The following is a 23,192-nucleotide window of genomic DNA, read 5'->3' as shown; positions in this document are numbered from 1 at the left end:
ATAAACAGTGTTATAATGGTGACAAGTTAATAATTCGGTAGGAGATTTGGAGAGACCACAACGCGCTATAGAGGCGAAATCTATAGCGGAGTTTGTGGTCTCTTTTTTCGTTATCAAAGGGAGGAATTACCATGAAATTTTCAAGTAAACAACGTAAAGACGTATTAAACGGAGTAAATAAACAAGAGTTAGATGTGATCGTAATTGGTGGAGGTATTACTGGTTCTGGTATTGCATTAGATGGAGCAACACGCGGGTTATCAACAATTGTGTTTGAAATGCAGGACTTTGCAGCAGGTACATCAAGTCGTTCAACGAAACTTGTACACGGTGGTCTACGTTATTTAAAACAGCTTGAAGTGAAAATGGTAGCAGAGGTGGGGAAAGAGCGTGCGATCGTATATGAGAACGGTCCCCATGTAACAACACCAGAGTGGATGTTACTTCCGTTCCATACAGGCGGTACGTTCGGATCATTCAGTACATCAATTGGTCTTCGTGTATACGACTTCTTAGCAGGCGTAAAACGAAGCGAGCGCAGAAAAATGTTTAACCGTGAAGAAACATTAAACAAAGAGCCTCTTGTAAAACAAGAAGGATTAAAAGGCGGAGGTTACTACGTAGAATATCGTACAGACGATGCGCGTCTTACAATTGAAGTAATGAAAGAAGCAATTGAACACGGTGCGAAAGCTGTTAACTACGCAAAAGTAGACAGTTTCTTATATAAAGATGGAAAAGTATGTGGTGTACGTGTAATCGATTTACTAGATGGAGAAGTATATGAAGTGTACGGTAAGAAAATTGTAAACGCAGCTGGTCCTTGGGTAGATACACTGCGTGAAAAAGATAACTCGAAAAAAGGAAAAGTACTTCAGTTATCAAAAGGTGTGCATTTAGTAATTGACCAAAAACGTTTCCCATTAGGCCAAGCGATTTACTTCGATACACCAGATAAACGTATGGTGTTCGCGATTCCTCGCGGCGGAAAAACATACGTAGGTACAACAGATACGTTCTATGATAAAGACGCAGCTGTACCACACATGACAACAGAAGATCGCACATACATCATTAATGCGATTAACTACATGTTCCCAAGTGTAAAAATTACAGAAAAAGATGTAGAGTCAAGCTGGGCTGGTGTACGTCCGTTAATTTATGAAGAAGGTAAGAATGCATCTGAAATTTCTCGTAAAGATGAAATTTGGACTTCTGAATCTGGTTTAATTACAATCGCAGGTGGTAAATTAACTGGATACCGCAAAATGGCTGAAATGGTAGTAGACTATGTAACGAATCTATTACAAAAAGAAGGTCATAGTGCATATGCGAAGAGCGACACGAAACATATGCCAATCTCTGGTGGACATGTAGATGGTTCACACGGATTCCCAGCATTCGTTGCGAAAAAAGCAGGCGAAGGTACGAAATACGGTTTAACGACAGCACAAGCAGAAGAATTCGCGAAATTCTACGGCTCTAACGTAGACGTACTATTCGACTTAGCGAAAAAACATAAAGATGAAGCGAAAGAATACAACATGCCGCTAAACGTTCTAATCCCACTTGTATACGCAATGGATTACGAAATGACAGCAAAACCAGTTGACTTCTTCGTACGCCGCAGAGGCGCTGTATTCTTCAACATCCACTGGGTATACGAGTGGAAAGAAGCAGTAATCAACTACATGGCTGCGAAACTAGGCTGGAGCAAAGAAGAGCAAATGAAATACACAGCAGAACTAGAAAAAGCATTAACAGACGCTGTAATTCCTGTAGATCAACAAGAACAGGCAGCTGCATTAGCATAAAATAGAAAACCACCTGAAGGGGAGCCTTTAGGTGGTTTTTTTGGTGGTTTATTTTTCTAACTATGTTGCATAACGACATATGTTGTTATACGATGTATGTAAGGTGGTGGTATTGTTGGACAAAGAAATCTTGAAGGGAAGTATAGATATTTTATTACTTTCTATCATTGCAAAACGTGATACATATGGATATGAAATAGCTCAAAGTTTAAAGGATGCAAGTGAAGATTTGTATAGTATGGGGCAGGGAACTTTGTATCCAGCTTTAAAGCGATTAGAAAAAAAGGAATTTCTTGAATCTTATTGGAATCAATCTGAGAATGGGATGAAAAGGAAATTTTATACTATTACAAGTAAAGGGAAAAAAGAATTGCAGAAGAAAGTGAACTCTTGGGAGCGTGTAACATCATTAATTCAAGCTTGTCAGAAAGGAGTTATTTATGAGTGAATTTGATGAGTATATTAAGTCCATTTTAGCTTATTCAGAACTTAGTAATATTGAACAGGATGAGCTATTTCTAGAAATATATGATCACTTGAACAGCTTGAAAGAAGAATATATGGAACAAGGTATGAATGAAAAAGAAGCAGTGTATAAAGCGATTCAAAGTTTTGGCGAATCAAAAGTCATTGGTTTAGGGATTAATCAATCGGTATACGAAGTTCCTAGACCATTAAAGATATTATCAAAAATTTTATGTATTCCTTATATAATGATTTGTTTTATTGTCTTTTTAGGAACATTTATTTCAACTTCTACATTTGACTCTATTCGTAGTTTGACAGGTGGAACTGTCTATCATCCGATTGAATTTTGGCAGCAATTTTTACATATATCTGACTTAGAAACGTTATTACAACTTTTTGGAATAACACTTTGGCAAATTAAAGATTTTATTGCGCATCCGGGTCTGTGGGGGAACTCAACTTATTGGTTAATCGTTTTACAACATATAATATTGTTAGTTCCATTTGGATTTTTTGTTCCAGTGTTGATTAATAAAGTGACGAACTATAAGAAAGCTTGTAAGTGGTATGTTATGACCTTTCTTGTTTGGGAGTTATTACATTTACTAACTTTATCTGATGTTTTTGATGTGTGGCGGATTGCTATAAATATGCTCGGTGCATCGATAGGATATCTTTTATTTATAAGCATGATACAAATGGATAATAAATTTAGGGCTATGCGCAAGAAGATATTTGAAAATTAATTTGCTATCGTGTAGTTAAAATTATATGAATTTAGCTTGATGATAATAGAGTATCACTGAAAACATAGGTACTATATAGTGAGAGGATTTTTATATTCGTAATAGGTGTTGTTTTTTGGTTATTGATACTGCTATGAAACGGGTGCATGATCCGTCTTTATTGGTGCTATAAATGATGATAAATACACAGCTGAACTAGAAAAAGCATTAAGAGACGCTGTAATTCCTGTAGATCAACAAGAACAGGCAGCTCGTTAGCGTAAAATAGAAACCACCTGAAGGGGAGCCTTTAGGTGGTTTTTTGTGTGTTATGTATCGGTTTTGATATAATCAAGCCATCTTTGTATGGTCATGAAATATTAGATTTTTTAAGTGAGCGTTAGAAAGAAGGAGGATTCGATTAAATCGGTTCTCTTTTTAATTTAGCGATGAGGGGAATCTTGGCGATAGAAAACTAAGACACAACCCTTATTGCAAACTTAAAAAGCGCCTTGGGAGAGAGGCGCTCTTTAGGTGAATGTATTGTAACGACTATTCGGTTTATTATATGTAAGTTACTGAGGAAGTGTTTTATAAAAAACGTTATTGCCATCCGTATTTTTTATAAATTTATAAAACTTTTCCATACAGTACGTCGTCTAATATATGGGAAGGAGGAAATGATGTGGATGAATTAACGGTAGAAGCGTTTGAAATAGAAGATAAGGAACTCCTTATCGATGAAATTATGAACAAGTATGGACAAGAAGTCCTGCAGCTTGTGTATTCATATGTAAACAATAAAGAGATTGCTGAGGATGTAACGCAAGATATATTTGTGAAGTGTTATAAATCTCTTCATACATACAAAGGGAAGTCGAATGTGAAAACGTGGTTATGGAGAATTGCGATTAATCAATGTAAGGATTATATAAAAAGTTGGTATAACAAAAAGGTGATCGTGACAGAGGATGAAGCTGCTTATATTGGGGTTCAAAATGATAGTGTCGAACAAACTGTCATTCAAAATGCTGAGGACCGTGAGCTCGCTTCTGCAGTAATGAACTTACCGATAAAATACCGAGAAGTCATTTACCTATTTTATTATGAGGAATTATCAATTAAAGAGATTGCTATTGTAATAGACGTGAAAGAGAATACGATAAAAACGAGACTGAAAAAGGCGAAGGAGCTTTTGAAGAAAGGATTGGAGGAATAATCAAATGGAAGATCGATTAAAAGGCCTGCGAAAATCAATGGAGAATACAACGTTTAAACATTTGAGTTTTTCTGATCAACATCGAAAGCAGGTGCGCGAAAAAATCAATGCGTCAAACGAGAAGGAAGAGGACATCTCTTTAGCGATTTTACAACTCCTCAGTAATGAAAAAACAGGATACGAATTGTCACAGCTACTACGAGGGAGAGGGATTCGAAAATTTGAAGGAAATGAAGGGTTTTTATATACCGTATTACATCGTCTAGAACAGAATCATTTTATCCAATCAAGTTGGGATCATGAAGGAGCGAAATATTATCAACTGAATGATAAAGGCAGAAAGATGCTGCGAAAGGCAGAAAAAAATGCTACGAAGGTACAATTTATATTAAAAGGCTTAGTACAGGAGTGAGGCGGAATTGAATAAAAAAGGGGATCGTTTTGTAAGCGAGGTTACGAATCATATTAAATCAAAAGAAGCAAAGAGCTTTGTAGCAACTGAACTAGAGTTTCACTTAAAACAGGCGAAGAACACATGGATAGAAAAAGGATTAAGTGAGGAAATTGCTGAAAATAAAGCTGTGGAACAAATGGGAAGTCCGATTAAACTTGGCCAGGAACTTAATAAACTGCATAAGCCAAAGGTGGACTGGTTCTTACTTATTTTATTAGTGGCTGCTATGGGATTAGGATTTTTGCCAATAATCGCTCTTGGTAATACGAACGATTTACTAATGAACAAAGTGATTTTTGTGATTCTCGGCATTGTAACGGCTGTTGGGATCATGCTACTTGATTATCGGAAGTTAGAGAGGCTCGGGTGGTTGTTTTATACAATTGGAATACTGATCTTGTTAGCTATAAAATGTTTTCCGACTATTTCTATAAATGGGGAAGCGTTGATGAAAATTGGTCCCATCAAAATTGACTGTTTAATGACGATACCATTCTTTTTTCTAACCTGGGCTTCTTTTTTTAATAACAGTAGATTAAAGTTTATACATCTTTTCATTTTGTATTTATTTTCTTTATATCTATTTGTAACGACATCGATTATGGTGCCAATTTTTATCTATATTACGATGGTATTCGTTATGCTTTGGTGGAGTAAGCTAGGAAAGAAAACAGCATGGCTCATTACAATGTTACCAATTTTTCTCTTTATTATTAGAGATCTATTTTCTTGGTCGGCTGTAAAAGAATACCGGGTAGCTAGAATTTTAGGGTTTTTAAACCCAGAGCATGATCTATGGTATTTACGTTTACAAGAGGCAATGTCGTCGGCAGGTTGGTTTGGTACATATGGAAATATAAAATCTATCCCTGCTGCCCATACTGATTTTGTATTCGCGAGTTTGACTTACTATTATGGATATGTGCTTGCGTTAGTTCTTGTCTTGATTCTTTCTCTTTTTGCAGTAAGAATAATGAACATAGCTTATAAAATAAATGATGGTTATGGTAAATTGCTTCTCGTTGGTGGAGTGACTCTTTTTGTAGTCCATTTCATTTGTAACGTTGGCATGATCTTAGGATTATTACCACGTGTTTCTATATCATTACCTTTTATTAGTTATGGATTAGTACCAACTCTATTTCATGCATTTATAATGGGGATTGTGCTGAGTGTATATCGGCGTAAAGATATGCCGTTTAGAATGAGAAAAACACCTTGATGATTGAAGTGAACCCCGAAAACGGGACATCCATCAAAACGCCTAAACCATCTGTTCTCTATATTTTTTAGGGGAAAGGTGGTTTTATTTTTCTGGAATTCGCACAGCTCACCTATACATATAATGTAACGGTTCTAACTTAGTGATAAAATTCATAGCATCTTCAAAATTCTTCCATCCATTCGCTATATAGATAATAGGTCGTTGTGCTATAATATATTCGCAATTAACTGAATAATAAGGGAGAAGGGGTTGTTGTGGAAACAAAGCTTTTAGAAACAGAGAAAAAAATTGATTCAAAGTCTCTCTTGGCTTTGGGGTTATTGATGATTACCGGAATTACATATCAGTTCTTAGGAAAAGTTTTGGGAGATGCTATACCTAATGTATTAGGAATGATTCTTGAAGCTCTATGGAATCTTCTGTTATGTGGAATTATTGGATACTATTTTTTAGGGAAAATATCGTTAGAGCAATTTAAACATTTTAAATTTAAGACATTACTTTGGGGTTTACCTTTAGTAGTTATTGTAGGTGTAATTTCTGGTGCTATATTCAATTACATTTTTGAACCAGCAACTAAAAATTCTGTTGCAGAAGTAATAAGTATTTCTATGATTTTATTCCGTGTACCATTTATGCTAATGGGCGAAGAGTTGATTTGTACCAATGTAATGATTGCATTACAAAAATTAGGGTTGAAATTCGGCACGGCATCAATCATATGTAGTGTATTGTTCGCTTTATGGCATATTCCAGCTTATGGATTTGTGCCAATGCAGTTATTAATAACGATCATTCCAATTAGATTGGCATTAAATTATGTATGGAAAAAATCCAATAGTGTTTGGGTAAGTTGGATTTGCCATTATATTTATGATAGTTTCGCATTTATACAATTTTTTCTAAAATAAAAGTTTCGGTTTTAGTGTTAACAGAAGTATATGTAAATATATTGCGGCAAAATAAAACAAGTATGACCTCATCTAAATATTAGATGAGGTCATACTTGTTTTAAAAAGAAACACCTTGATTCGCATCAAGGTGTAATAACTTCAAAACTCTCCGAATCAGCCCCAAGTATAAAAGGACTAACCTCGCCAACGCTATAAAGTTGTAATTCATGCATTGCGCGCGTACAAGCAGTGTAGAACAATCTACGAACGCTCTCGTCGCTATATACATCTTTAGAAGCATCGTAAATAATAACCGCATCAAATTCGATACCTTTCGCTAAGTAAGCAGGGATCACGACAATGCCTTGCTCATACTCGGCTGAGTTACTTTTCACAAGTTTAATATTTTCGATATGACGAAGAGCTTCGTAGGCAGCGGCGCTTTCAGCTGCAGATTTACATATAATTGCGATCGTATTGTGCTGCTCTTTTTGTAGGTCAGCAACTTTGGCAGTAATATGCTCATGCAGTTCGCTGTCACTTGATACTTTCGTCACTGTAGGTTTCTCGCCGTCACGTTCAAAGGCGTGAATGTTCTTTCCTTCCGGTACGAGAGCACGTGTAAATTCAATAATTGGTTTTGTTGAGCGATAGCTACGAGTTAAGTTGATGCCGTTCGTTTCATCTGGTCCGTATAAGCTAGTAAGTGTGTTGAAATTCACTGCTTCACTCGCGTGGGCAAATATCGCTTGGTTAAAGTCCCCGAGTACAGTCATTCTTGCAGCAGGGAAGAGACGTTTTAAAAACTCAAACTGAAACGGCGAATAATCTTGCGCTTCATCTACGAGTACGTGTTTAATCGATCTATTCGTTTGGAAGCCTTCAATTAATTCTTTTAAAAGTAAAAATGGCGTTGCATCCTCGTAATATAGCTTTCCTTCATCAAGCATGTTTACTGTTAAGGAGCAAATGTCATCCCATTCTTTCGGTTTTTCTCCAGTAACCCATGATGCATCTGTGAAGAGCTGTTTATATATGCCTGTGAAATTGATGAAGCGCAATGTTTGAACACCTTTACGAAGTGGCTTCAATTTTTTACGGACAATCATACGTCCGAGTACTTTCGTTTCTTTCTCAAAATCATGAAAGGAGTTGTCGTCAAACTCGCCTTTTTTCTGTAAATATTTATAAGCCTTTTGGTATTCATCTTTACTAAGTAACTCAATTTCTTCTTCTACCCAAGGCTTTTTCAGTTCCGCTTTTTCAATTGCATCTATTTGCTTATTTAGCCAATCCGTTAACTTTTCAATTCGATTATGGAAGCGGAGGGAGGAGTCAGTGTTGTAAAACTGCTCAGTAATTTCTTTAGCAGAAACAATTAGCTTTCCTCTAAATTTCATTCCTCTAAATAGCATGCCTGAAGATTCAAGAGATTGTCTATACGCTCGAATCATCTCAAAAAATTGAGTAGATGCTTTAAATCGAATGCTCGCATTTCTCGTTTTATAGATAGGGCTATCCGTTTCCGTTAACATATATTCTAATTGTTCATAAGGATCTTCAACGTCAAATGACTTGCTTAGTCTATGGTTTAAATATTCTTGGAACGTCACTTGCTGCATGTTTTCTTCACCAAGTTCAGGTAGTACGTTAGATACGTAGCTGTTGAACATAGAGTTAGGGGAGAAGAGAATAATTTGATCAGCTTTTAGCCATTCGCGATATTTATATAGTAAGTAGGCGATTCGCTGCAGGGCAGCTGACGTTTTACCACTGCCAGCAGCTCCTTGCACGATAAGGAGTCGGCCTTCATCGTGACGGATAATTTCATTTTGCTCGCGCTGAATTGTAGCAACGATGCTCTGCATATGTTTGTTCGTACCTTTTCCGAGCGCTTGTTGCAAGATTTCATCACCAATTGTAAGGCTCGTATCGAACATAGAATCAATCTCGCCATTTTGAATAATGTATTGTAATTTTTTCTCCACATTACCGTGGATTATGCCACCTGGTGTACTGTATTCAGCTGGTCCTGGTGGATAATCGTAGTACACACTCGAAATGGGTGCGCGCCAGTCATATATAAGAAAGTTTTCTCCGCTTGCATCAGTAAGTGTAGCTACGCCGATATAAATTTGATCCGCAGCAGATTCTCCTTCTTCTTTGAAATCAATTCTTCCGAAGTAAGGTGCTTTATGCATGCGTCTTAATGCGGCAAGTCGATTAAAGGTGTGCTTATGGGTAATTTGTGTGACAGCTAGTGACTGAGCTTGTTGTCTTAAGTTGATAACTGTTTCAAGATAATCATCAAAAGTATCAGTATTCACTTTCACGTCATCCCAAAAGTGTTTACGAATATGGATTACTTCTGCACGGCGTCTGCCAGTTTCGTTTTCCAGTTTATCAATTTGCTCCGTAATCGTTTCTATTACGGTATCCAATCGTTTTTGCTCTAAATCAAGTTTTTTGTTCATACGTAAGCACTCCTTTAAAAGTGAAAAATAGAGGTTGACTGAAGATGTGTTTTGGTGTACAATTAAGATACGGATAAATACGTTCTCTGTATTTTATAAAACGTGTTTCTGTACTAATTTAACATAGTTTTTTCATTTAATCAATAATAATAAGATAAACCTTGGTTCCGTGCGGTGGAATCAAGGTTTTTTGTTTTTATTTAAGAAAGAATTGCAATTTTGCCGAGGAGAATCTAATTAAAGAATAGAAGAAAGTCAGGAATAGGGGGATACTAATGGAGAAATATTTTGAGGCAGCACATCGTTTTTGTTCTCGTAATAGAAACCACTTAGAAAAAGATCTTGTATGTGGTTGTTTTTATTGTTTGGAAATTTTTAATCCTGAAAAAATTACAGAGTGGTGGGATGATAATAACACAGCAGTTTGTCCGCATTGTGGGATCGACTCTATTATCGGAGAAAGTTCTGGGTTTAAAATTACAGAAACATTTTTAAATGAAATGCATAAAAAATGGTTTTAGTTAAATGAATGACAAAATCAATTTCTGTTAACGAAGATTATGGAAATATATAAGTAACTAAGATTTTACGCAATCCATAAAACGAAAAAGACATTATTCTTTCTGTGGAATTGGGGAACTAATCATATAATTTCATTTACCGAATCTGAACACAATGTATCGAGAGAAGAGGGCAAACAAAAAAGCTCGGGATTAGCCCGAGCTTTTCATTATTTCTTTTCGTCTTTTTTAGCGTCAGCTTTTTGCTCTTTGAAAAGATCTTTTAAATCTTTATCGTCAACTTTTACGTCAGCTTTTTTGATTTCTTTCATCATAAGATCATTCATGAATTCGCCGTCTTGTGCTTTCTTCTGAACGACTTCTTTTTTGATGTCAGCTTTAGATTGTTCGAAAGATTTTTCTGGTTCTTTAATGTCTGTTACTTTAATGATGTGGTAACCGAATTGTGTTTTTACAGGTTCGCTTACTTCATCTTTTTTCAATTTATAAGCAGCATCTTCGAATTCTTTAACCATTTTACCATGTTCGAAGAATCCTAAGTCGCCACCTTTTTCTTTTGAAGGAGTATCTTCAGAGTATTGTTTCGCTAACTCTTCGAAAGATTTACCTTGTCCAAGTTCTTCTTTAACCTTTTTAGCAGTCGCTTCATCTTTTACAAGAATGTGGCTTGCTTTAATTTCAGGCTTGTAGTTATCTTTTAATTCTTTATCAGTGATTGTTTTCTCGATAGCTTTTTCTTGCGCTAATTGAGCACGCACACCAGTTTTTAACGTTTCTTCTTTAATACCTTGTTGTTTTAATAGTGTATCGAATTGATCACCGTATTGTTTTTTCATTTCATCGAACTTTTTGTCTACTTCTTTGTCTTCAACTTTGTAGTTTTTAATAAGTACTTTTTCCATAACCATGTTGTTTAGTACTTGTTTACCAGCTTGTGATTTCATTTGCTCGTAGAACTCGTCTTTTGTAATGTCACCAGCTTTAGATGTAACGATTTTGTCTGATGATGATCCTGTTCCACATGCTGATAATGCGATTACACTTGTTGCGGCTAAGGCAAGCATAGCTTTCTTCATTCAATAAACACTCCTACTATTATGTATTTTTAATTTATCCTACCCAATGAATTTTAGTTCATAAGAGCCCGATTAAGTCTCACTGATACTTTTGCTTTTTGTATTGGTAAAGCGCGCTTAACAGGGCTTACCGAGGCTTTAGGATAAAGTTAAGATGCGTGTCATTTATTTCATAGTATAAGCAATATGTACAAAATTTAATATATCATATTTCGACTCGATTTCATATTGATAAAGAAAATTTAACCAGTCCGTGTCAGATTTTGAAGGTGTTCCATATTGGGCGCATGCCGCATATACAGAAAAGAGGAGGGGATGGGGATGAATTCTCAACTTATTTTATTACTTGTACTGTTTATTTTATTGGTTATAGTAGGTATAATTTGCTTATAGAGGAAAAAAGTGAGGAAGGGGCTTCCTTCCTCACTTTCCATGAAATATAATTTCTATATAACTAGAAATTAATAAAATTGTTATACATACATTAATAACCCGAAAGACACCGGGTTGGCGGCTCGCAGCTATTTGTTTTCGTTCACACAGTGTATGTGTCATAAAATTCGTGTAAAATATAACAAGAAGTGCGAATGCGACAAAAACAACTGTTATAAGTGTCATGAGGCGAGACCTCCTTTTGGCTAAAATACATATACTTTATATATTGTATCATACGATATTTTGTTCGTGTTATAAAATTCAGAAATAGAAGACTTTGTGTTAGAAAGTGAGGGAGAAAATGGACGTTGTTAGAAGATTAGAACAAGCTGAATACTACGTAGACCTACTATTTAAAATGATTGATGAAGAAAAGTGTCCATTTTATTCTTTGATCATAAAGAAAAAAGCTCGCAAAAAAGATATTGAACGTATACTAAATCTTTGTGAAATGCTGAACGAGCAATATGTAGTGGAGAAAGCAGAAGGGCTTCTGTTGTTCGATGCGCTGTTAGATCAATTTGAAAAAGCGCTTCCACATCAGCTCGAAGTACACGAAACTGCGGAAGCGCTAGCAAAACAAGGTTTATTTAACCCGCTTATGAATGAATTCTTAAGCATGATTGCGAAAAAATAAATAGATTACTTCTTAACTAACTTCTGATTGGATTCCGTAAAATTCTCCTCAATATTCTCTAATGATTTCTCAAAAATATCGATGAAGTCTTGTCCGTAAATGTTACGCAAGATAGCGATAAGTTCGATATTTTCTGGGAACTTACCATAAAAATTACGAAGTGCAAGAGCCCCATTAAATACAGAGTTATTTTCAGGATCATACTCCTCCATTAAGCGAAGTAGTAATTCTTCCCCTTCGTCTGTAATCTCAATGTACGTATTTCGTTTATCATCTTCTTTTTTCGAGAATACAAGATAGCCGCGTTCTTCCAGCTTTTTCGAGAAGTTAAACGCCGTTGATACGTGCATAACTCCAAACTTAGCAATCTCAGAAATAGAAGCCCCTTTTAAATGATAAGCGATTGATAAAATATGATGCTCATTAATGTTTAAATCGTAAGGTTTAATCCACTGTTGCCAATCTTTCTCTACACATTTCCATAGCGCTTTCGATAATTGAGCAATGCGTTGGCTGAAAATCATCGCTTCTTTTACCGAGTAATCTTTTTCTCCACTTTTCATTTACTCACCCACTTTAACATTCTTTTTCATTACTATCTATTATGCCAGTAAAGTAAAAATTAATAAAGTCTTTTTGTGAGAATTGTGAAAATTTTTCGGAAAAATGACATTCTATACAAATCATGCATAACTGTGGAAGCGTTTTATGAGTCGTGAATACATGCGTTGTCCATACATGTTAAGTGATAACATATATTGTAAATGCATAAAAACACGGCATATCTGTGTGATATGCCGTGTTAAGGTCAATTTATATAAAAAATATTTGTTATATGCAAAAAACTAAGCAGGAATTTGTTTACGCTTTTTCCGGAACAGCTTCTTGTAGTTTCTCAATTGATTTTTGAATGTCCAAAATCTCTTTCTCAATATGGCGCTTGTTTTGAGAAATATCTTGCTTCCAGTTCGAAAGCGTGTCTTGCATATCGTCTTTTAATTCTTGAAACACTTCTTTACCTTCTGAAGCAGTTTCAACGATTTGACGTTTTAATAATTTTGTATCAGCTGTAATATCAGCTAAAGTCTTTTTAATATCAGTTCCTTTTTCTTTTAGCTTGCCGCGCATAGCTTTACCAGAAGAAGGAGTAGAGAAAAGAACGGCTAGTCCAGCAACTGCTCCGCCGCAAATGACACCTGTAATAAAGGATTTAGCTTTTGACATAAAAGGAAACCTCCTTATTTTTTGTTCGTATTCATGATGTGAAAACATATGCATATCTTTAAGACAAGGGAAAAAAGTGTGCAGTGCACAGTCCCCGGCATCTTGAGTGGAGAAACAAGCCGTGCAATATGTAATCACTTTAGGAAAGTGGCTTGTTATGTATTACTTCTTATTATAGTGTCACTATTTCACACTATTTGCAATTGTACTTGCGATGTTTTGTAAATTTTCCATTGTGTATTCATTTTGATGTGATTTCCAAACAGCACCGAAACCATCGTTTTCACCGTAGCGTGGAATTAAATGAAGGTGGAAGTGGAACACAGTTTGTCCAGCTTTTTCACCGTTATTGTTAAGTAGGTTAAAGCCAACTGGATTAAACTCTGCTTTAATCGCATTTGCGATTTTCGGAACGACAGAAAAAATGTGTGATGCGATTTCTGGCGTTAACGCAAAAATGTCTTGTTTGTGAACTTTTGGAATAACAAGAGTATGTCCTTTTGTTACTTGACTAATATCTAAAAATGCAAGCACATGTTCATCTTCGTATACTTTTGAGCAAGGGATTTGCCCATCAATAATTTTACAAAAAATACAATTGTCCGCTGTATGATTCATTGATCTCATCCTTTCAAATATCCTTAGCCGTATTTTACCATAATTACATAAGAGAACAAACACGAAAAACAGGAAGCTGACTCAGCTTCCTGTTTTCTGAAGAGGGATTGAAAAAGCATTATCGTAATTTACGTTTCGCAGACACCTCATTTATTTAAGAAATGCACGGTAAATCGGCTAAAGTTTCTGCCGTAGACACCCCATTTTCAAGTGAAATGAATTGCAATCTTTATAAAGGGAAATTGTTTATTTTTTAAAACAGTATATGCTCTTTCGGAGACACCCCGTTTCTAAAATGAAACAAATGATCTGGTTATGTGTAAATTTCTTTGTCCAACATGGACACCCCATTTCATGATGACTTCACTATGTTGTTGTACTCATCAATTGGTGGTTGCTTTTTCAATGTGTTCCTTCTTCCTTAATTATGATGTCCGCTTTCGTAAAAATATATGCGAACAAATTTAAATTTTTTTTGAGGGCATCGATACTATGTAGTACAGCGCTATTTTTGGTAAGATGAATATAGAATGAATACTAATGAAGAAAGTGGTGTCGTATGAGCGAGTTATTGCGTGTAGAAAATGTTACAGGAGGATATACGAAACGACCTGTACTAAAAGATGTTTCGTTCTCTGTGAATAAAGGTGAACTTGTCGGCTTAATCGGTTTAAATGGAGCGGGTAAAAGTACGACGATTAAACATATTATCGGCTTAATGGAACCGAAAAAAGGAACTGTCACAATTAATGGGAAAACAATTCGTGATGATATGACAGCGTACCGTTCTAGTTTTTCGTTCATCCCAGAAACACCAGTATTATATGACGAGCTAACGCTAGAAGAACATTTGAAGTTAACAGCGATGGCGTACGGTGTCGATGAAAAACAATACGAAGAACGTGTAGGACAACTATTACAAGAATTTCGCATGAAAAATCGTTTAAAGTGGTTTCCATCTCATTTCTCAAAAGGGATGAAACAAAAAGTAATGATTATGAGTGCGTTTTTAGTGGAGCCATCTCTTTACATTGTGGACGAACCATTCGTTGGACTTGATCCGTTAGCGATTCAATCACTCCTTCAAATGATGGATCAAATGAAAAAGAGTGGCGCAGGTATTTTAATGAGTACACATATTTTAGCGACGGCAGAGCGTTATTGTGATTCGTTCATTATTTTGCATCAAGGTGAAGTAAGAGCGATGGGAACATTATCTGAACTGCAATCACAGTTTAATATGCCAGGTGCAACGCTAGATGATATCTATATTGCATTAACGAAGGAAGAAGATTATGAATAGCACAGCATTATGGAAAGAACGATTTCGTCACTTTCTAAAAGAAGTTCGTACATATAGTAAATACGTATTTAATGATCATTTGAAATTTATTTTCGTATTTATCATCGGCGCAGGGGCGTATTATTACCAGCAATGGTTACAAACGTTAACGCCTTCGTTTCAGGCGGCCCTCGTTATGGCAGTGTTACTCGGTCTCGTATTAACGGCCGGATCCATTCAAACGTTATTAAAAGAAGCGGATCTCGTTTACTTACTGCCAGTTGAAGAAAAGTTAAAACCTTACTTCACAAAGGCATTTCTCTTTACGTTTATGATTCAGTTATACATAATCGCAATCGTAGCGGCAGCGCTTGCCCCGTTATACTTCCAGCAAATGAAGCAAACAGGAGCGGCTTACATATGGATTGTACTCGCGTTTGTCATTGTAAAAGCGTGGAACTTATTCGTTGCATGGGAAAAATCATTTTTAACAGATCAAAATATACAAAGAGCTGATTGGTTCATTCGTTTTATTTTAAACGGCTTATTTGTATACTTCCTTGTAGAACGTACTTCCGTTATGTTTATTGGCGGAACCGTCCTTCTCATGGTGTTATACCTCGTAGTACTGCATCAAATGGTGAAGGGAAAGCCGCTAAACTGGGAGTATTTAATTTCTGAGGAAGGTAAGAAAATGATGCTGCTGTACCGCATCGCGAATATGTTCGTTGACGTACCAGCATTAAAAGAAAGAGTAGCACGTAGAAAATGGCTTGATTTCATCCTTTCGATGATCGGTGAAAAGCGTACATATTTATACTTATATATGAGAACGTTTTTACGATCTGGTAACTATTTCGGCTTATATGTGCGTTTGCTCGCTCTTGGAGGAGTTATTCTTTACTTCATTCCGTTTCTATATGGACGATTTATCGTAAGCCTTATTTTCCTATACTTAATCGGTTATCAGCTCTTAACTTTATGGAAGCATCACCGCATGAAGATTTGGCTTGATTTGTATCCGGTGGGGGGAGAAGAGAAGAAGAAAGATTTTCTTACTTTATTAAATGCAATTCTTATTATCGGTAGCGTGATATTTACAGTTATATTCGCCTTTGCGACGAAAGATTTCATGATGACGGGAATTTTATTAGTCGTAAGCATAGTATTTAGTATCGGTTTCGTTTATCAATACGGGGCGAAACGTATTGAGCGTTTAAATTGAAGGGAATGAACCTATGATTACATACGAAGAGAAGGTTATAAAAGAATTGGAGCAGTGGAAAGCTACATTCATGAAAGATTCTTCTATGATGACACGGTTCTCTAAGAAAGTGCAGACGAAAGTACAACAGCTTATTCCGGCGAAAGTGCAAAAAGTATTAACGGAAACGATTCGGATGATGGTGCAAACGATTAGTGCCGGATCAAACTTTATAAAGCCGAAATTAAAAGAGACGCACTGGTCATTGCAAAGAAGAGACGACGAAGTACGTAAAAAAATGGATGAGTACAAAAAAATAGCAGCGGCAGAAGGAGCAGGGACGGGAGCTGGCGGTATTCTCCTCGGTCTTGCTGACTTTCCGCTTTTACTCGGCATTAAAATTAAATTTTTATTTGATGCAGCAACGTTGTACGGATTTGATACGAGTAACAAAGAAGAGCGTCTTTTTATTCTTCACGTTTTCCAACTTGCCTTTTCAAGTGACGACCACCGAAAAGAAATATGGAAAGCAATCGAAACGTGGGATACAGAAGAAGAAAATCATATGGACTGGGAAAAGTTCCAAACAGAGTACCGAGACTATATCGATTTAGCAAAAATGCTTCAGCTCGTACCAATAATCGGTGCCCCAGTCGGCGCATATGCGAACTATCAATTACTGCAAAGACTCGGAGAAGTGACGATGAATTGTTATCGTATGCGATTGCTGAATAGAAATTAAAAAAAAGCATCCTACATGTGTAATGTAGGATGCTTTTTGTTATTTTTATTCATATTTTTCATCATTTTACCAATAATATACAAATGGAGTTACTTTATTGTATTTAGGGGTGCAAATATGAAAGTATCAATATTTATCACTTGTGTGGCAGATGTTTTTTATCCAGAGGTCGGAAGTGATGTCGTCGAAATTCTTGAAGATTTAGGGTGTGAAGTTGATTTTCCTAAAAGCCAAACTTGCTGCGGACAGCCGGCCTATAATAGCGGGTACGTGAAAGAAACGAAAACAGCGGCAAAGCATATGATTGAAACCTTTGCTCATTCAGAATATGTTGTGGCACCATCGGGTTCGTGCGCGATGATGGTTCACGAGTTTGCTATCTTATTTTCTGAGAGTGAAATGGAGTGGAAGAAAAAAGCGGATGAGCTTGCGAAGAAAACATATGAATTTACACAATTTCTCGTTGAAGTATTAGGGAAAGAAGACTTAGGTGCGGTGCTTCATAAAAAAGCAACAGTTCATACATCTTGTCATATGAGCCGATTGATGGGAATTAAAGAACCACCGCAAAAATTATTAAAATGTGTCAAAGGACTGGAAGTAGTTTCGCTGCCGCACAATTATGATTGCTGCGGATTTGGAGGGACATTTTCAGTGAAGATGCCAGAAATCTCTGAACAAATGGTCGATGAAAAAGTAAAGCATATTATGGAAACCGGTGCAGAAGTGTTAATTGGGATGGATTGTAGCTGCTTAATGAATATAAAAGGACGTTTAACACGCCAGGGCTATCCAATTGATGTAAAACATATTGCTCAAGTATTAAATGAGGACCGAAAATAAGAGGGGGATATATAGATGGGAATGAGAATTGGGAACGATCCCTTTCATAAGCGTACTGCAACCGGCATTGGTGATCAATTTATGCGGCAGGCTGTTAGGAAAGCGCAAGATGGTCTTAGGGGCAAGAAATTAAAAGCGACTGAGAGTCTTGGGAATTGGGAAGAATGGCGAGGTTTAGGAGAAGAAATTCGAAAGCATACATTAGAAAATCTTGATTATTATTTATATGAGCTAAGTGAAAATATTGAGAAAAACGGCGGTTTTGTTTATTTTGCAAAGACGGCAGAAGACGCAAGGGAATATGTAAAAGAAATTGTAAAAAAGAAAAACGCGAAAAAAATTGTGAAATCAAAATCGATGGTAACGGAAGAAATCAGTTTAAATGAAGCGATTGAAGAAGCTGGAGCGGAAGTGTTAGAAACAGATCTTGCTGAATTTATTCTACAAGTGAACGACCACGATCCGCCGTCACATATTGTTGTGCCGTGCCTCCACAAAGATAAAGAACACATTTGTGAAATATTTAAAACAAAGCTAAATTACACTGGCACATCTGACCCTACGGAAATGGCGAGGTTTGTAAGAGGTTATTTACGTGATGATTTCTTTGCGGCGGATATAGGAGTGACTGGATGTAACTTTGCGGTTGCAGAGTCCGGGTCCATTTCTATCGTAGCAAACGAAGGAAACGCAAGACTGACTACGACACTTCCGAAAACGTTAATTACCGTTATGGGGATGGAGCGTATTGTGCCGACATGGGAAGAGCTTGATGTGTTAGTAACTCTTCTATGCAGAAGTTCTGTAGGACAAAAGTTAACAAGTTATATTACAGGATTAACAGAGCCTGGCGGGACAGATGGACCTGAGGAATTTCATTTAGTCATTGTGGATAATGGCCGTTCTGATATTGTAGGGACAGAATTCCAAAGTGTACTGCAGTGTATTCGCTGCGCAGCATGTATTAATGTGTGTCCTGTATACAGGCATATTGGCGGACATGCATATGGCTCTATTTATCCAGGACCAATTGGAGCTGTGTTAACACCGCTTTTAGGGGGATATGATGAATATAAGGATTTACCTTATGCATCTAGTCTTTGTGGTGCGTGTACAGAAGCATGTCCGGTGAAAATCCCGTTACACGACTTATTAATTAAACATCGCAGCCGCATTGTAGAAGAAAAACGATCACCTGTAGCTTGGAACGCGGCGATGAAAGGTTTTGAAAAAGTAGTGAAGAGTCCTAGCTTATTTTCTTTTGCTGCGAAGAGTGCTCCGTATGCATTAAAACCTCTTGCGAAAGGTGATAAAATCGAGCGCGGCATTGGACCGTTAAAAGCGTGGACGGATGCGAGAGATTTCCCAGTTCCGAAAAAACAACCGTTTCGAAAGTGGTTTGAAAAACACGTAAAGGAGAACGATGATGGCCATCCAAAATCGTGAAGAATTTTTACTCCAGTTATCAGAAAAGCTTGGTAGAAAACGTCCTGAAGCAGTGAAAAAACCGAAATGGTCTTTTGCCCCGCAGTGGACTGTTTTTGACGGACTCGCGCAAGAAAAACTTGTATTACAACTAATAGAGCACTGCGAAGTCATTCATACAGAAGTAAAGCGAACAACGAAAGGAAATCTTGTTGAAACATTGGGGTCCTTACTAAAAGAATGGAATATTACATCTGCTATGTATGCGAACGATGAGCGTTTTCATGAGTATGGTCTTACTCCACTTTTCAAAAATGAAGGTGCAACACATTTTCGTATGTGGGGATCGGATCAGAAAGAAGAGGACATAGCATTTGCGAAAGCTGCTGACCTTGGCATTACGTTCAGTGATATGACGCTGGCAGAATCAGGAACCGTTGTACTATTTAATGACGGATTAAAAGGAAGACATGTTAGCCTTCTTCCGGAGTCGTACATTGCAATCGTTCCTAAAAGTACGATCGTACCAAGATTAACTCAAGCTACAAAACGAATCCATGATCAAAATGAAGCGGGAGAAAAACTACCCGCTTGTGTAAATTTCGTTTCTGGTCCATCAAATAGCGCAGATATTGAAATGAACCTTGTCGTAGGTGTACATGGGCCAATCCGAACAGCGTATATTATTGTGGATGATCAATAATGAAAATAGAAAGCACTGGCCGCTAATACAACCAGTGCTTTTCTTACTGCTGAAAGTTAAAGACCAAGTCCACTATAGCTGACTCCAGCTACGATTAATATGATAAAGAGCACAATGAGTACGATATAACCGCTACTAACGCCCTTACCATCTTGTCCAGCTTCACCGCCGCCAGTGCCACCACTACCGCCTTTACCGCCAAGTGCCATATGTATGTCCTCCTTATTGTTATATGTTGCTTTTACTTTATACTTTCTGTATTTACCAATAAATCCCTTCTGTGATGTTAACTAACTTGCAAATCATTTCGTTTCATTTTATAATTTATTTACCGACCGGTAAGTAAAAATAAGTGAGGTACAGTATGACAAAGAATTTACAAACATCGCAAAACATTGTAGAGGCATCATTTAAACTTATGGCAGAGCACGGCATTGAGAAGATGAGCCTTTCTATGATTGCGAAAGAGGTAGGTATTTCAAAACCGGCTATTTATTATCATTTTTCTTCTAAAGAAGCGTTAGTTGATTTTTTATTTGAAGAAATTTTTTCGGGGTATCATTTCGTGAGTTATTTCGATAAAGGACAATATACGAAAGAAAACTTTGCAGAAAAGTTAATTGCCGATGGGTTACATATGTTCTCTGAGTATGAAGGGCAAGAAGGAATATTACGTGTTATAAATGAATTTATCGTAACTGCATCGCGAAATGAAAAGTATCAGAAACGTTTATTTGAAATACAAGAAGATTTCTTAAATGGTTTCCACGATTTATTGAAGAAAGGTGTGGAACTTGACGTTGTGTCACAGCATGCAACAGAAGAAAATGCTCATACGTTAGCGCTCGTGATCGATAATATGAGTAATTACATGCTCATGGGATTCCAGTTAAAGTATAAAGAGATTTGGATTCGAAATGTGAAAAACGTAATGAAGGAGGAATAAAAGTGAAAATGCAAAAAAACTGGTGGCTCGGTTTTCTTGGATTCATTGGTGTATATAAAATCCCAGGTATGATGGAAGCTTTTCAAGCGGATGGAAGTTGGATGAAGTTAATAGGGTTTATTTGGCTACTTTGGTTCGGATATTTTATTCCTGAGAAGAAAGATAAAGAAGAATAAATACTAATTTTCTGTAAAGTTATGTAAAATATAGACTGAGAGTATTCATATATTAGATTACTAGATTTGGAGTGGTTACATGGATCCATTGAAAAATGAAATTCACCCTGACATGGTGAAGGTGTGGAAAGTTCGTGCTGTAATTGAAGAAGGGATCGGTATTCTTGTCATTTTAGCTTACCTTTTCCTCATGATAAAGTTTGATTGGTGGGCGTGGATTTTGTACGTGTTAATCGGGTTAACGGTTGCACTAGCGCCATTGGAGTACTTCGTATTCCCGAAACTTCGCCAGCGTTATTATAGCTATCAACTAAATGAAGAAGAACTTGAAATTCAACACGGTCTTTTCGTCGTAAAGCGTGTATTAGTACCGATGATTCGTGTACAGCACGTGACGATTGAACAAGGGCCGATTATGAGAAAATATGGCTTAGCACAATTACACATTTCAACAGCGGCAACTTCTCACAGCATTCCAGGCTTAACGATGTATGAAGCAGAAATGTTGAAAACAAAAATCGCAGAATTGGCGAAAGTGAGTGATGAGGATGTATAAGAGGCAGCATCCAATCACGATGTTATTAGAATTAAAAATAACAGACTTTATACCACTCATTATTTTCATGTTTAGCTTAAATGGAAAATTCCCGTTTTGGTATTTAATTCCCGCTGCATTCGGTTTACTCACCGTTTTTTCAGCGTTTGAAAAATGGTATTACACAACATATTGGGTTGAAAATAACGTATTACATGTGAAGCAAGGGCTCTTTGTGAAGAAGGAGAGCTACTTAAATAAAGAACGTGTGCAAACGATTAATACAAGTTCTAACGTGTTATATCAAATGCTTGGCTTAAAGAAAATTCAAATCGAAACAGCTGGTGGGGGCGACGATGCAGAAGTTAGCTTAGCTGGTATTACAGCAGAAGAAGCAACAGAGCTTATTGCATTGCTAAACGAGCCAACTCCAGAAGTGAAAGCAGAAGAAACATTAGACGAAGCAGTAGAACATACAGTAGAAAAAGAAATTGTTACAGAGGAAAAACAATCGACAGAATACAAGTTAACTTGGAAAGAGATTTTATTAGCTTCTGTTACATCTGGTCAGTTTGGACTATTATTCTCATTAATCTTTTTCGTGTACCACCAAGTAGATGAGTACATTCCGAAATGGATAGAGAATGGCGTAAAGTCATATGTAATGGAACATGATATATATGGCTGGATTTTCATGGTGGCCGTTTTGATCGTCCTTTCGTGGATTATATCGACAATCGGTTATGCGTTAAAACATGGAGATTTCACAGTGAATCGAAGAAATGATGAAGTCCGCATTGCCCAAGGGTTACTAGAAAGGAAAGAACTTGTACTAAAGTTACACCGTATTCAAGGGATTACGATAAAAGAAGGTATTTTCCGTCAAATGTTCGGTTATTGCGCTGTGCAAGTAGAAGTTATTCAAGGTAAAGGACTGGGTGATGAAAAAGAGAAAGTTACACTGCACCCAATCATTCGAAAAGAACGTGTGCAACAGTTACTCGCGGATTTACAATTACCATACGAACTGAATACAAACATTATTTCATTACCAAAATCGGCATTGCGTCGTTACTTAATTGATAGTTTTATATTCTTCGCAATGCTAGCAATCCCGCTTATTGGAATCAGTATATACTTTGAAAAGCACTTCATCATGTGGGCATTAATTCCGCTCGCGATCCTCATCTTTATACTTGGATACGCAACATTTAGAACAAATGGTTACAAGGTAAACGGGGAGCAAATTACGCTTGTATATCGCAGCGTCGGAAAATATACAGGACTTGTTAGAAGAAGACACGTCCAATCAATGGAAAAGACACAATCATATTTCCAGCGCCGTGCAAATCTATGTACGTATAAGTTCTCTAACGCATCATCGGAGTATAAATTAGAACATACGAGAGTAGAAGATGCGGAGAGAATGCAGGATTGGTATAAGAAGAAATTAAGTGAGAATTAAATAGAATGGCTCGTCTTTTGCGGAAGATGGGCTATTTTTTTATATAAAAATAATGAATAATATATGGGGAAGGAAAAGCGAGGTGAAT

Annotated in this window: 27 protein-coding genes; 20 read left to right on the top strand and 7 right to left on the bottom strand. The window is 36.7% G+C overall.

Annotation, left to right across the window (positions count from 1 at the left end):
• The first annotated feature begins 131 nt into the window (after window positions 1-131).
• The 7 genes from glpD (at window position 132) to MR115_RS18765 (ending at window position 6,816) form a co-directional block, all read left to right on the top strand.
• Window positions 132-1,814 (top strand): aerobic glycerol-3-phosphate dehydrogenase, encoded by a 1,683-nt coding sequence (glpD, locus tag MR115_RS18795; RefSeq protein ID WP_242242288.1) that lies wholly within the window; start codon window positions 132-134, stop codon window positions 1,812-1,814.
• A gap of 115 nt (window positions 1,815-1,929) precedes the next feature.
• Window positions 1,930-2,262 carry a PadR family transcriptional regulator gene (locus MR115_RS18790; RefSeq protein WP_016104079.1) on the top strand — a complete coding sequence of 111 codons (333 nt, stop codon included), beginning with the start codon at window positions 1,930-1,932 and terminating at the stop codon, window positions 2,260-2,262.
• The gene (locus tag MR115_RS18785; RefSeq protein ID WP_242242287.1) at window positions 2,255-3,028 is read left to right on the top strand and encodes a VanZ family protein; all 774 of its coding nucleotides are present in this window, start codon (window positions 2,255-2,257) and stop codon (window positions 3,026-3,028) included. Before MR115_RS18790 ends, MR115_RS18785 begins: the two co-directional genes overlap by 8 nt.
• A gap of 664 nt (window positions 3,029-3,692) precedes the next feature.
• Window positions 3,693-4,226, top strand: coding sequence for a sigma-70 family RNA polymerase sigma factor (locus MR115_RS18780; RefSeq protein ID WP_063262030.1), 534 nt, complete (start codon window positions 3,693-3,695; stop codon window positions 4,224-4,226).
• A 4-nt stretch (window positions 4,227-4,230) separates the two neighbouring features.
• Complete coding sequence (locus tag MR115_RS18775; protein WP_242242286.1) at window positions 4,231-4,638, top strand: PadR family transcriptional regulator; 408 nt, start codon at window positions 4,231-4,233, stop codon at window positions 4,636-4,638.
• Between the two features lie 7 nt (window positions 4,639-4,645).
• Window positions 4,646-5,902 carry an FtsW/RodA/SpoVE family cell cycle protein gene (locus MR115_RS18770; protein WP_242242285.1) on the top strand — a complete coding sequence of 419 codons (1,257 nt, stop codon included), beginning with the start codon at window positions 4,646-4,648 and terminating at the stop codon, window positions 5,900-5,902.
• A 257-nt stretch (window positions 5,903-6,159) separates the two neighbouring features.
• Window positions 6,160-6,816 (top strand): CPBP family intramembrane glutamic endopeptidase, encoded by a 657-nt coding sequence (locus MR115_RS18765; protein ID WP_242242284.1) that lies wholly within the window; start codon window positions 6,160-6,162, stop codon window positions 6,814-6,816.
• Between the two features lie 125 nt (window positions 6,817-6,941).
• Here the strand turns inward: MR115_RS18765 and helD are convergent, their stop codons facing one another.
• Window positions 6,942-9,272 carry an RNA polymerase recycling motor HelD gene (helD, locus tag MR115_RS18760; protein WP_242242283.1) on the bottom strand — a complete coding sequence of 777 codons (2,331 nt, stop codon included), beginning with the start codon at window positions 9,270-9,272 and terminating at the stop codon, window positions 6,942-6,944.
• Window positions 9,273-9,547: 275 nt separating this feature from the next.
• Here helD and MR115_RS18755 point away from each other — a divergent pair, with 275 nt between their 5' ends.
• A complete protein-coding gene (locus MR115_RS18755; protein ID WP_242242282.1) occupies window positions 9,548-9,793 on the top strand; it encodes a cytoplasmic protein in 246 nt (81 codons plus the stop codon).
• A 209-nt stretch (window positions 9,794-10,002) separates the two neighbouring features.
• On the opposite strand, the gene prsA is transcribed toward MR115_RS18755, so the two are convergent.
• The gene (gene prsA, locus MR115_RS18750; protein ID WP_242242281.1) at window positions 10,003-10,869 is read right to left on the bottom strand and encodes a peptidylprolyl isomerase PrsA; all 867 of its coding nucleotides are present in this window, start codon (window positions 10,867-10,869) and stop codon (window positions 10,003-10,005) included.
• Between the two features lie 279 nt (window positions 10,870-11,148).
• Between prsA and MR115_RS30075 the strand changes: the two genes are divergently transcribed.
• The gene (locus MR115_RS30075; RefSeq protein WP_002007073.1) at window positions 11,149-11,262 is read left to right on the top strand and encodes a hypothetical protein; all 114 of its coding nucleotides are present in this window, start codon (window positions 11,149-11,151) and stop codon (window positions 11,260-11,262) included.
• A 30-nt stretch (window positions 11,263-11,292) separates the two neighbouring features.
• Here the strand turns inward: MR115_RS30075 and MR115_RS18745 are convergent, their stop codons facing one another.
• A complete protein-coding gene (locus MR115_RS18745) occupies window positions 11,293-11,487 on the bottom strand; it encodes a hypothetical protein (RefSeq protein WP_000172690.1) in 195 nt (64 codons plus the stop codon).
• A 118-nt stretch (window positions 11,488-11,605) separates the two neighbouring features.
• Here MR115_RS18745 and MR115_RS18740 point away from each other — a divergent pair, with 118 nt between their 5' ends.
• The gene (locus MR115_RS18740) at window positions 11,606-11,941 is read left to right on the top strand and encodes a DUF1878 family protein (RefSeq protein ID WP_098884761.1); all 336 of its coding nucleotides are present in this window, start codon (window positions 11,606-11,608) and stop codon (window positions 11,939-11,941) included.
• Window positions 11,942-11,946: 5 nt separating this feature from the next.
• Here the strand turns inward: MR115_RS18740 and MR115_RS18735 are convergent, their stop codons facing one another.
• The 3 genes from MR115_RS18735 to MR115_RS18725 form a co-directional block, all read right to left on the bottom strand.
• The gene (locus MR115_RS18735) at window positions 11,947-12,504 is read right to left on the bottom strand and encodes an HTH-type transcriptional regulator Hpr (protein WP_242242280.1); all 558 of its coding nucleotides are present in this window, start codon (window positions 12,502-12,504) and stop codon (window positions 11,947-11,949) included.
• Between the two features lie 298 nt (window positions 12,505-12,802).
• Window positions 12,803-13,165: a YtxH domain-containing protein gene (locus MR115_RS18730; protein WP_000030296.1), complete on the bottom strand. Its 363-nt coding sequence runs from the start codon at window positions 13,163-13,165 to the stop codon at window positions 12,803-12,805.
• Window positions 13,166-13,348: 183 nt separating this feature from the next.
• Window positions 13,349-13,783 (bottom strand): HIT family protein, encoded by a 435-nt coding sequence (locus tag MR115_RS18725; RefSeq protein WP_001016840.1) that lies wholly within the window; start codon window positions 13,781-13,783, stop codon window positions 13,349-13,351.
• A 559-nt stretch (window positions 13,784-14,342) separates the two neighbouring features.
• On the opposite strand from MR115_RS18725, the gene ecsA reads away from it, so the two are divergent.
• From ecsA to MR115_RS18695, 6 genes are all read left to right on the top strand, one after another.
• Window positions 14,343-15,086 (top strand): ABC transporter ATP-binding protein EcsA, encoded by a 744-nt coding sequence (gene ecsA, locus MR115_RS18720; RefSeq protein WP_001292604.1) that lies wholly within the window; start codon window positions 14,343-14,345, stop codon window positions 15,084-15,086.
• The gene (gene ecsB / locus MR115_RS18715) at window positions 15,079-16,290 is read left to right on the top strand and encodes an ABC transporter permease EcsB (RefSeq protein WP_242242279.1); all 1,212 of its coding nucleotides are present in this window, start codon (window positions 15,079-15,081) and stop codon (window positions 16,288-16,290) included. The genes ecsA and ecsB overlap by 8 nt, the downstream gene beginning before the upstream one ends.
• A 13-nt stretch (window positions 16,291-16,303) precedes the next feature.
• Window positions 16,304-17,011: an ecs operon protein EcsC gene (ecsC, locus tag MR115_RS18710; RefSeq protein WP_242242278.1), complete on the top strand. Its 708-nt coding sequence runs from the start codon at window positions 16,304-16,306 to the stop codon at window positions 17,009-17,011.
• A 117-nt stretch (window positions 17,012-17,128) separates the two neighbouring features.
• Window positions 17,129-17,854, top strand: coding sequence for a (Fe-S)-binding protein (locus MR115_RS18705; RefSeq protein ID WP_242242277.1), 726 nt, complete (start codon window positions 17,129-17,131; stop codon window positions 17,852-17,854).
• Window positions 17,855-17,869: 15 nt separating this feature from the next.
• The gene (locus MR115_RS18700) at window positions 17,870-19,300 is read left to right on the top strand and encodes a LutB/LldF family L-lactate oxidation iron-sulfur protein (RefSeq protein WP_242242276.1); all 1,431 of its coding nucleotides are present in this window, start codon (window positions 17,870-17,872) and stop codon (window positions 19,298-19,300) included.
• Window positions 19,281-19,982 (top strand): LutC/YkgG family protein, encoded by a 702-nt coding sequence (locus MR115_RS18695; RefSeq protein ID WP_242242275.1) that lies wholly within the window; start codon window positions 19,281-19,283, stop codon window positions 19,980-19,982. The genes MR115_RS18700 and MR115_RS18695 overlap by 20 nt, the downstream gene beginning before the upstream one ends.
• A gap of 56 nt (window positions 19,983-20,038) precedes the next feature.
• Here the strand turns inward: MR115_RS18695 and MR115_RS18690 are convergent, their stop codons facing one another.
• Entirely contained in the window at window positions 20,039-20,191 is a 153-nt protein-coding gene (locus tag MR115_RS18690; protein WP_226545630.1) for a sporulation protein YjcZ, read from the bottom strand.
• A gap of 155 nt (window positions 20,192-20,346) precedes the next feature.
• On the opposite strand from MR115_RS18690, the gene MR115_RS18685 reads away from it, so the two are divergent.
• The 4 genes from MR115_RS18685 (at window position 20,347) to MR115_RS18670 (ending at window position 23,104) form a co-directional block, all read left to right on the top strand.
• On the top strand, window positions 20,347-20,928 hold the full coding sequence (locus tag MR115_RS18685; protein ID WP_242242274.1) for a TetR/AcrR family transcriptional regulator: 582 nt from the start codon (window positions 20,347-20,349) through the stop codon (window positions 20,926-20,928).
• 2 nt (window positions 20,929-20,930) lie between these two features.
• Window positions 20,931-21,104, top strand: coding sequence for a hypothetical protein (locus MR115_RS18680; protein WP_242242273.1), 174 nt, complete (start codon window positions 20,931-20,933; stop codon window positions 21,102-21,104).
• A gap of 79 nt (window positions 21,105-21,183) precedes the next feature.
• Window positions 21,184-21,660: a PH domain-containing protein gene (locus MR115_RS18675; protein ID WP_229142904.1), complete on the top strand. Its 477-nt coding sequence runs from the start codon at window positions 21,184-21,186 to the stop codon at window positions 21,658-21,660.
• Window positions 21,653-23,104, top strand: a complete 1,452-nt coding sequence (locus MR115_RS18670; protein ID WP_242242272.1) for a PH domain-containing protein — start codon at window positions 21,653-21,655, stop codon at window positions 23,102-23,104. The genes MR115_RS18675 and MR115_RS18670 overlap by 8 nt, the downstream gene beginning before the upstream one ends.
• The last annotated feature ends 88 nt before the right edge of the window (window positions 23,105-23,192 follow it).

This window comes from Bacillus cereus group sp. BfR-BA-01309, from assembly GCF_022664315.1.
In the GTDB taxonomy this organism is placed as follows: Bacteria; Bacillota; Bacilli; order Bacillales; family Bacillaceae_G; genus Bacillus_A; species Bacillus_A mobilis.
This window is presented reverse-complemented; position numbering and strand designations above follow the sequence as displayed.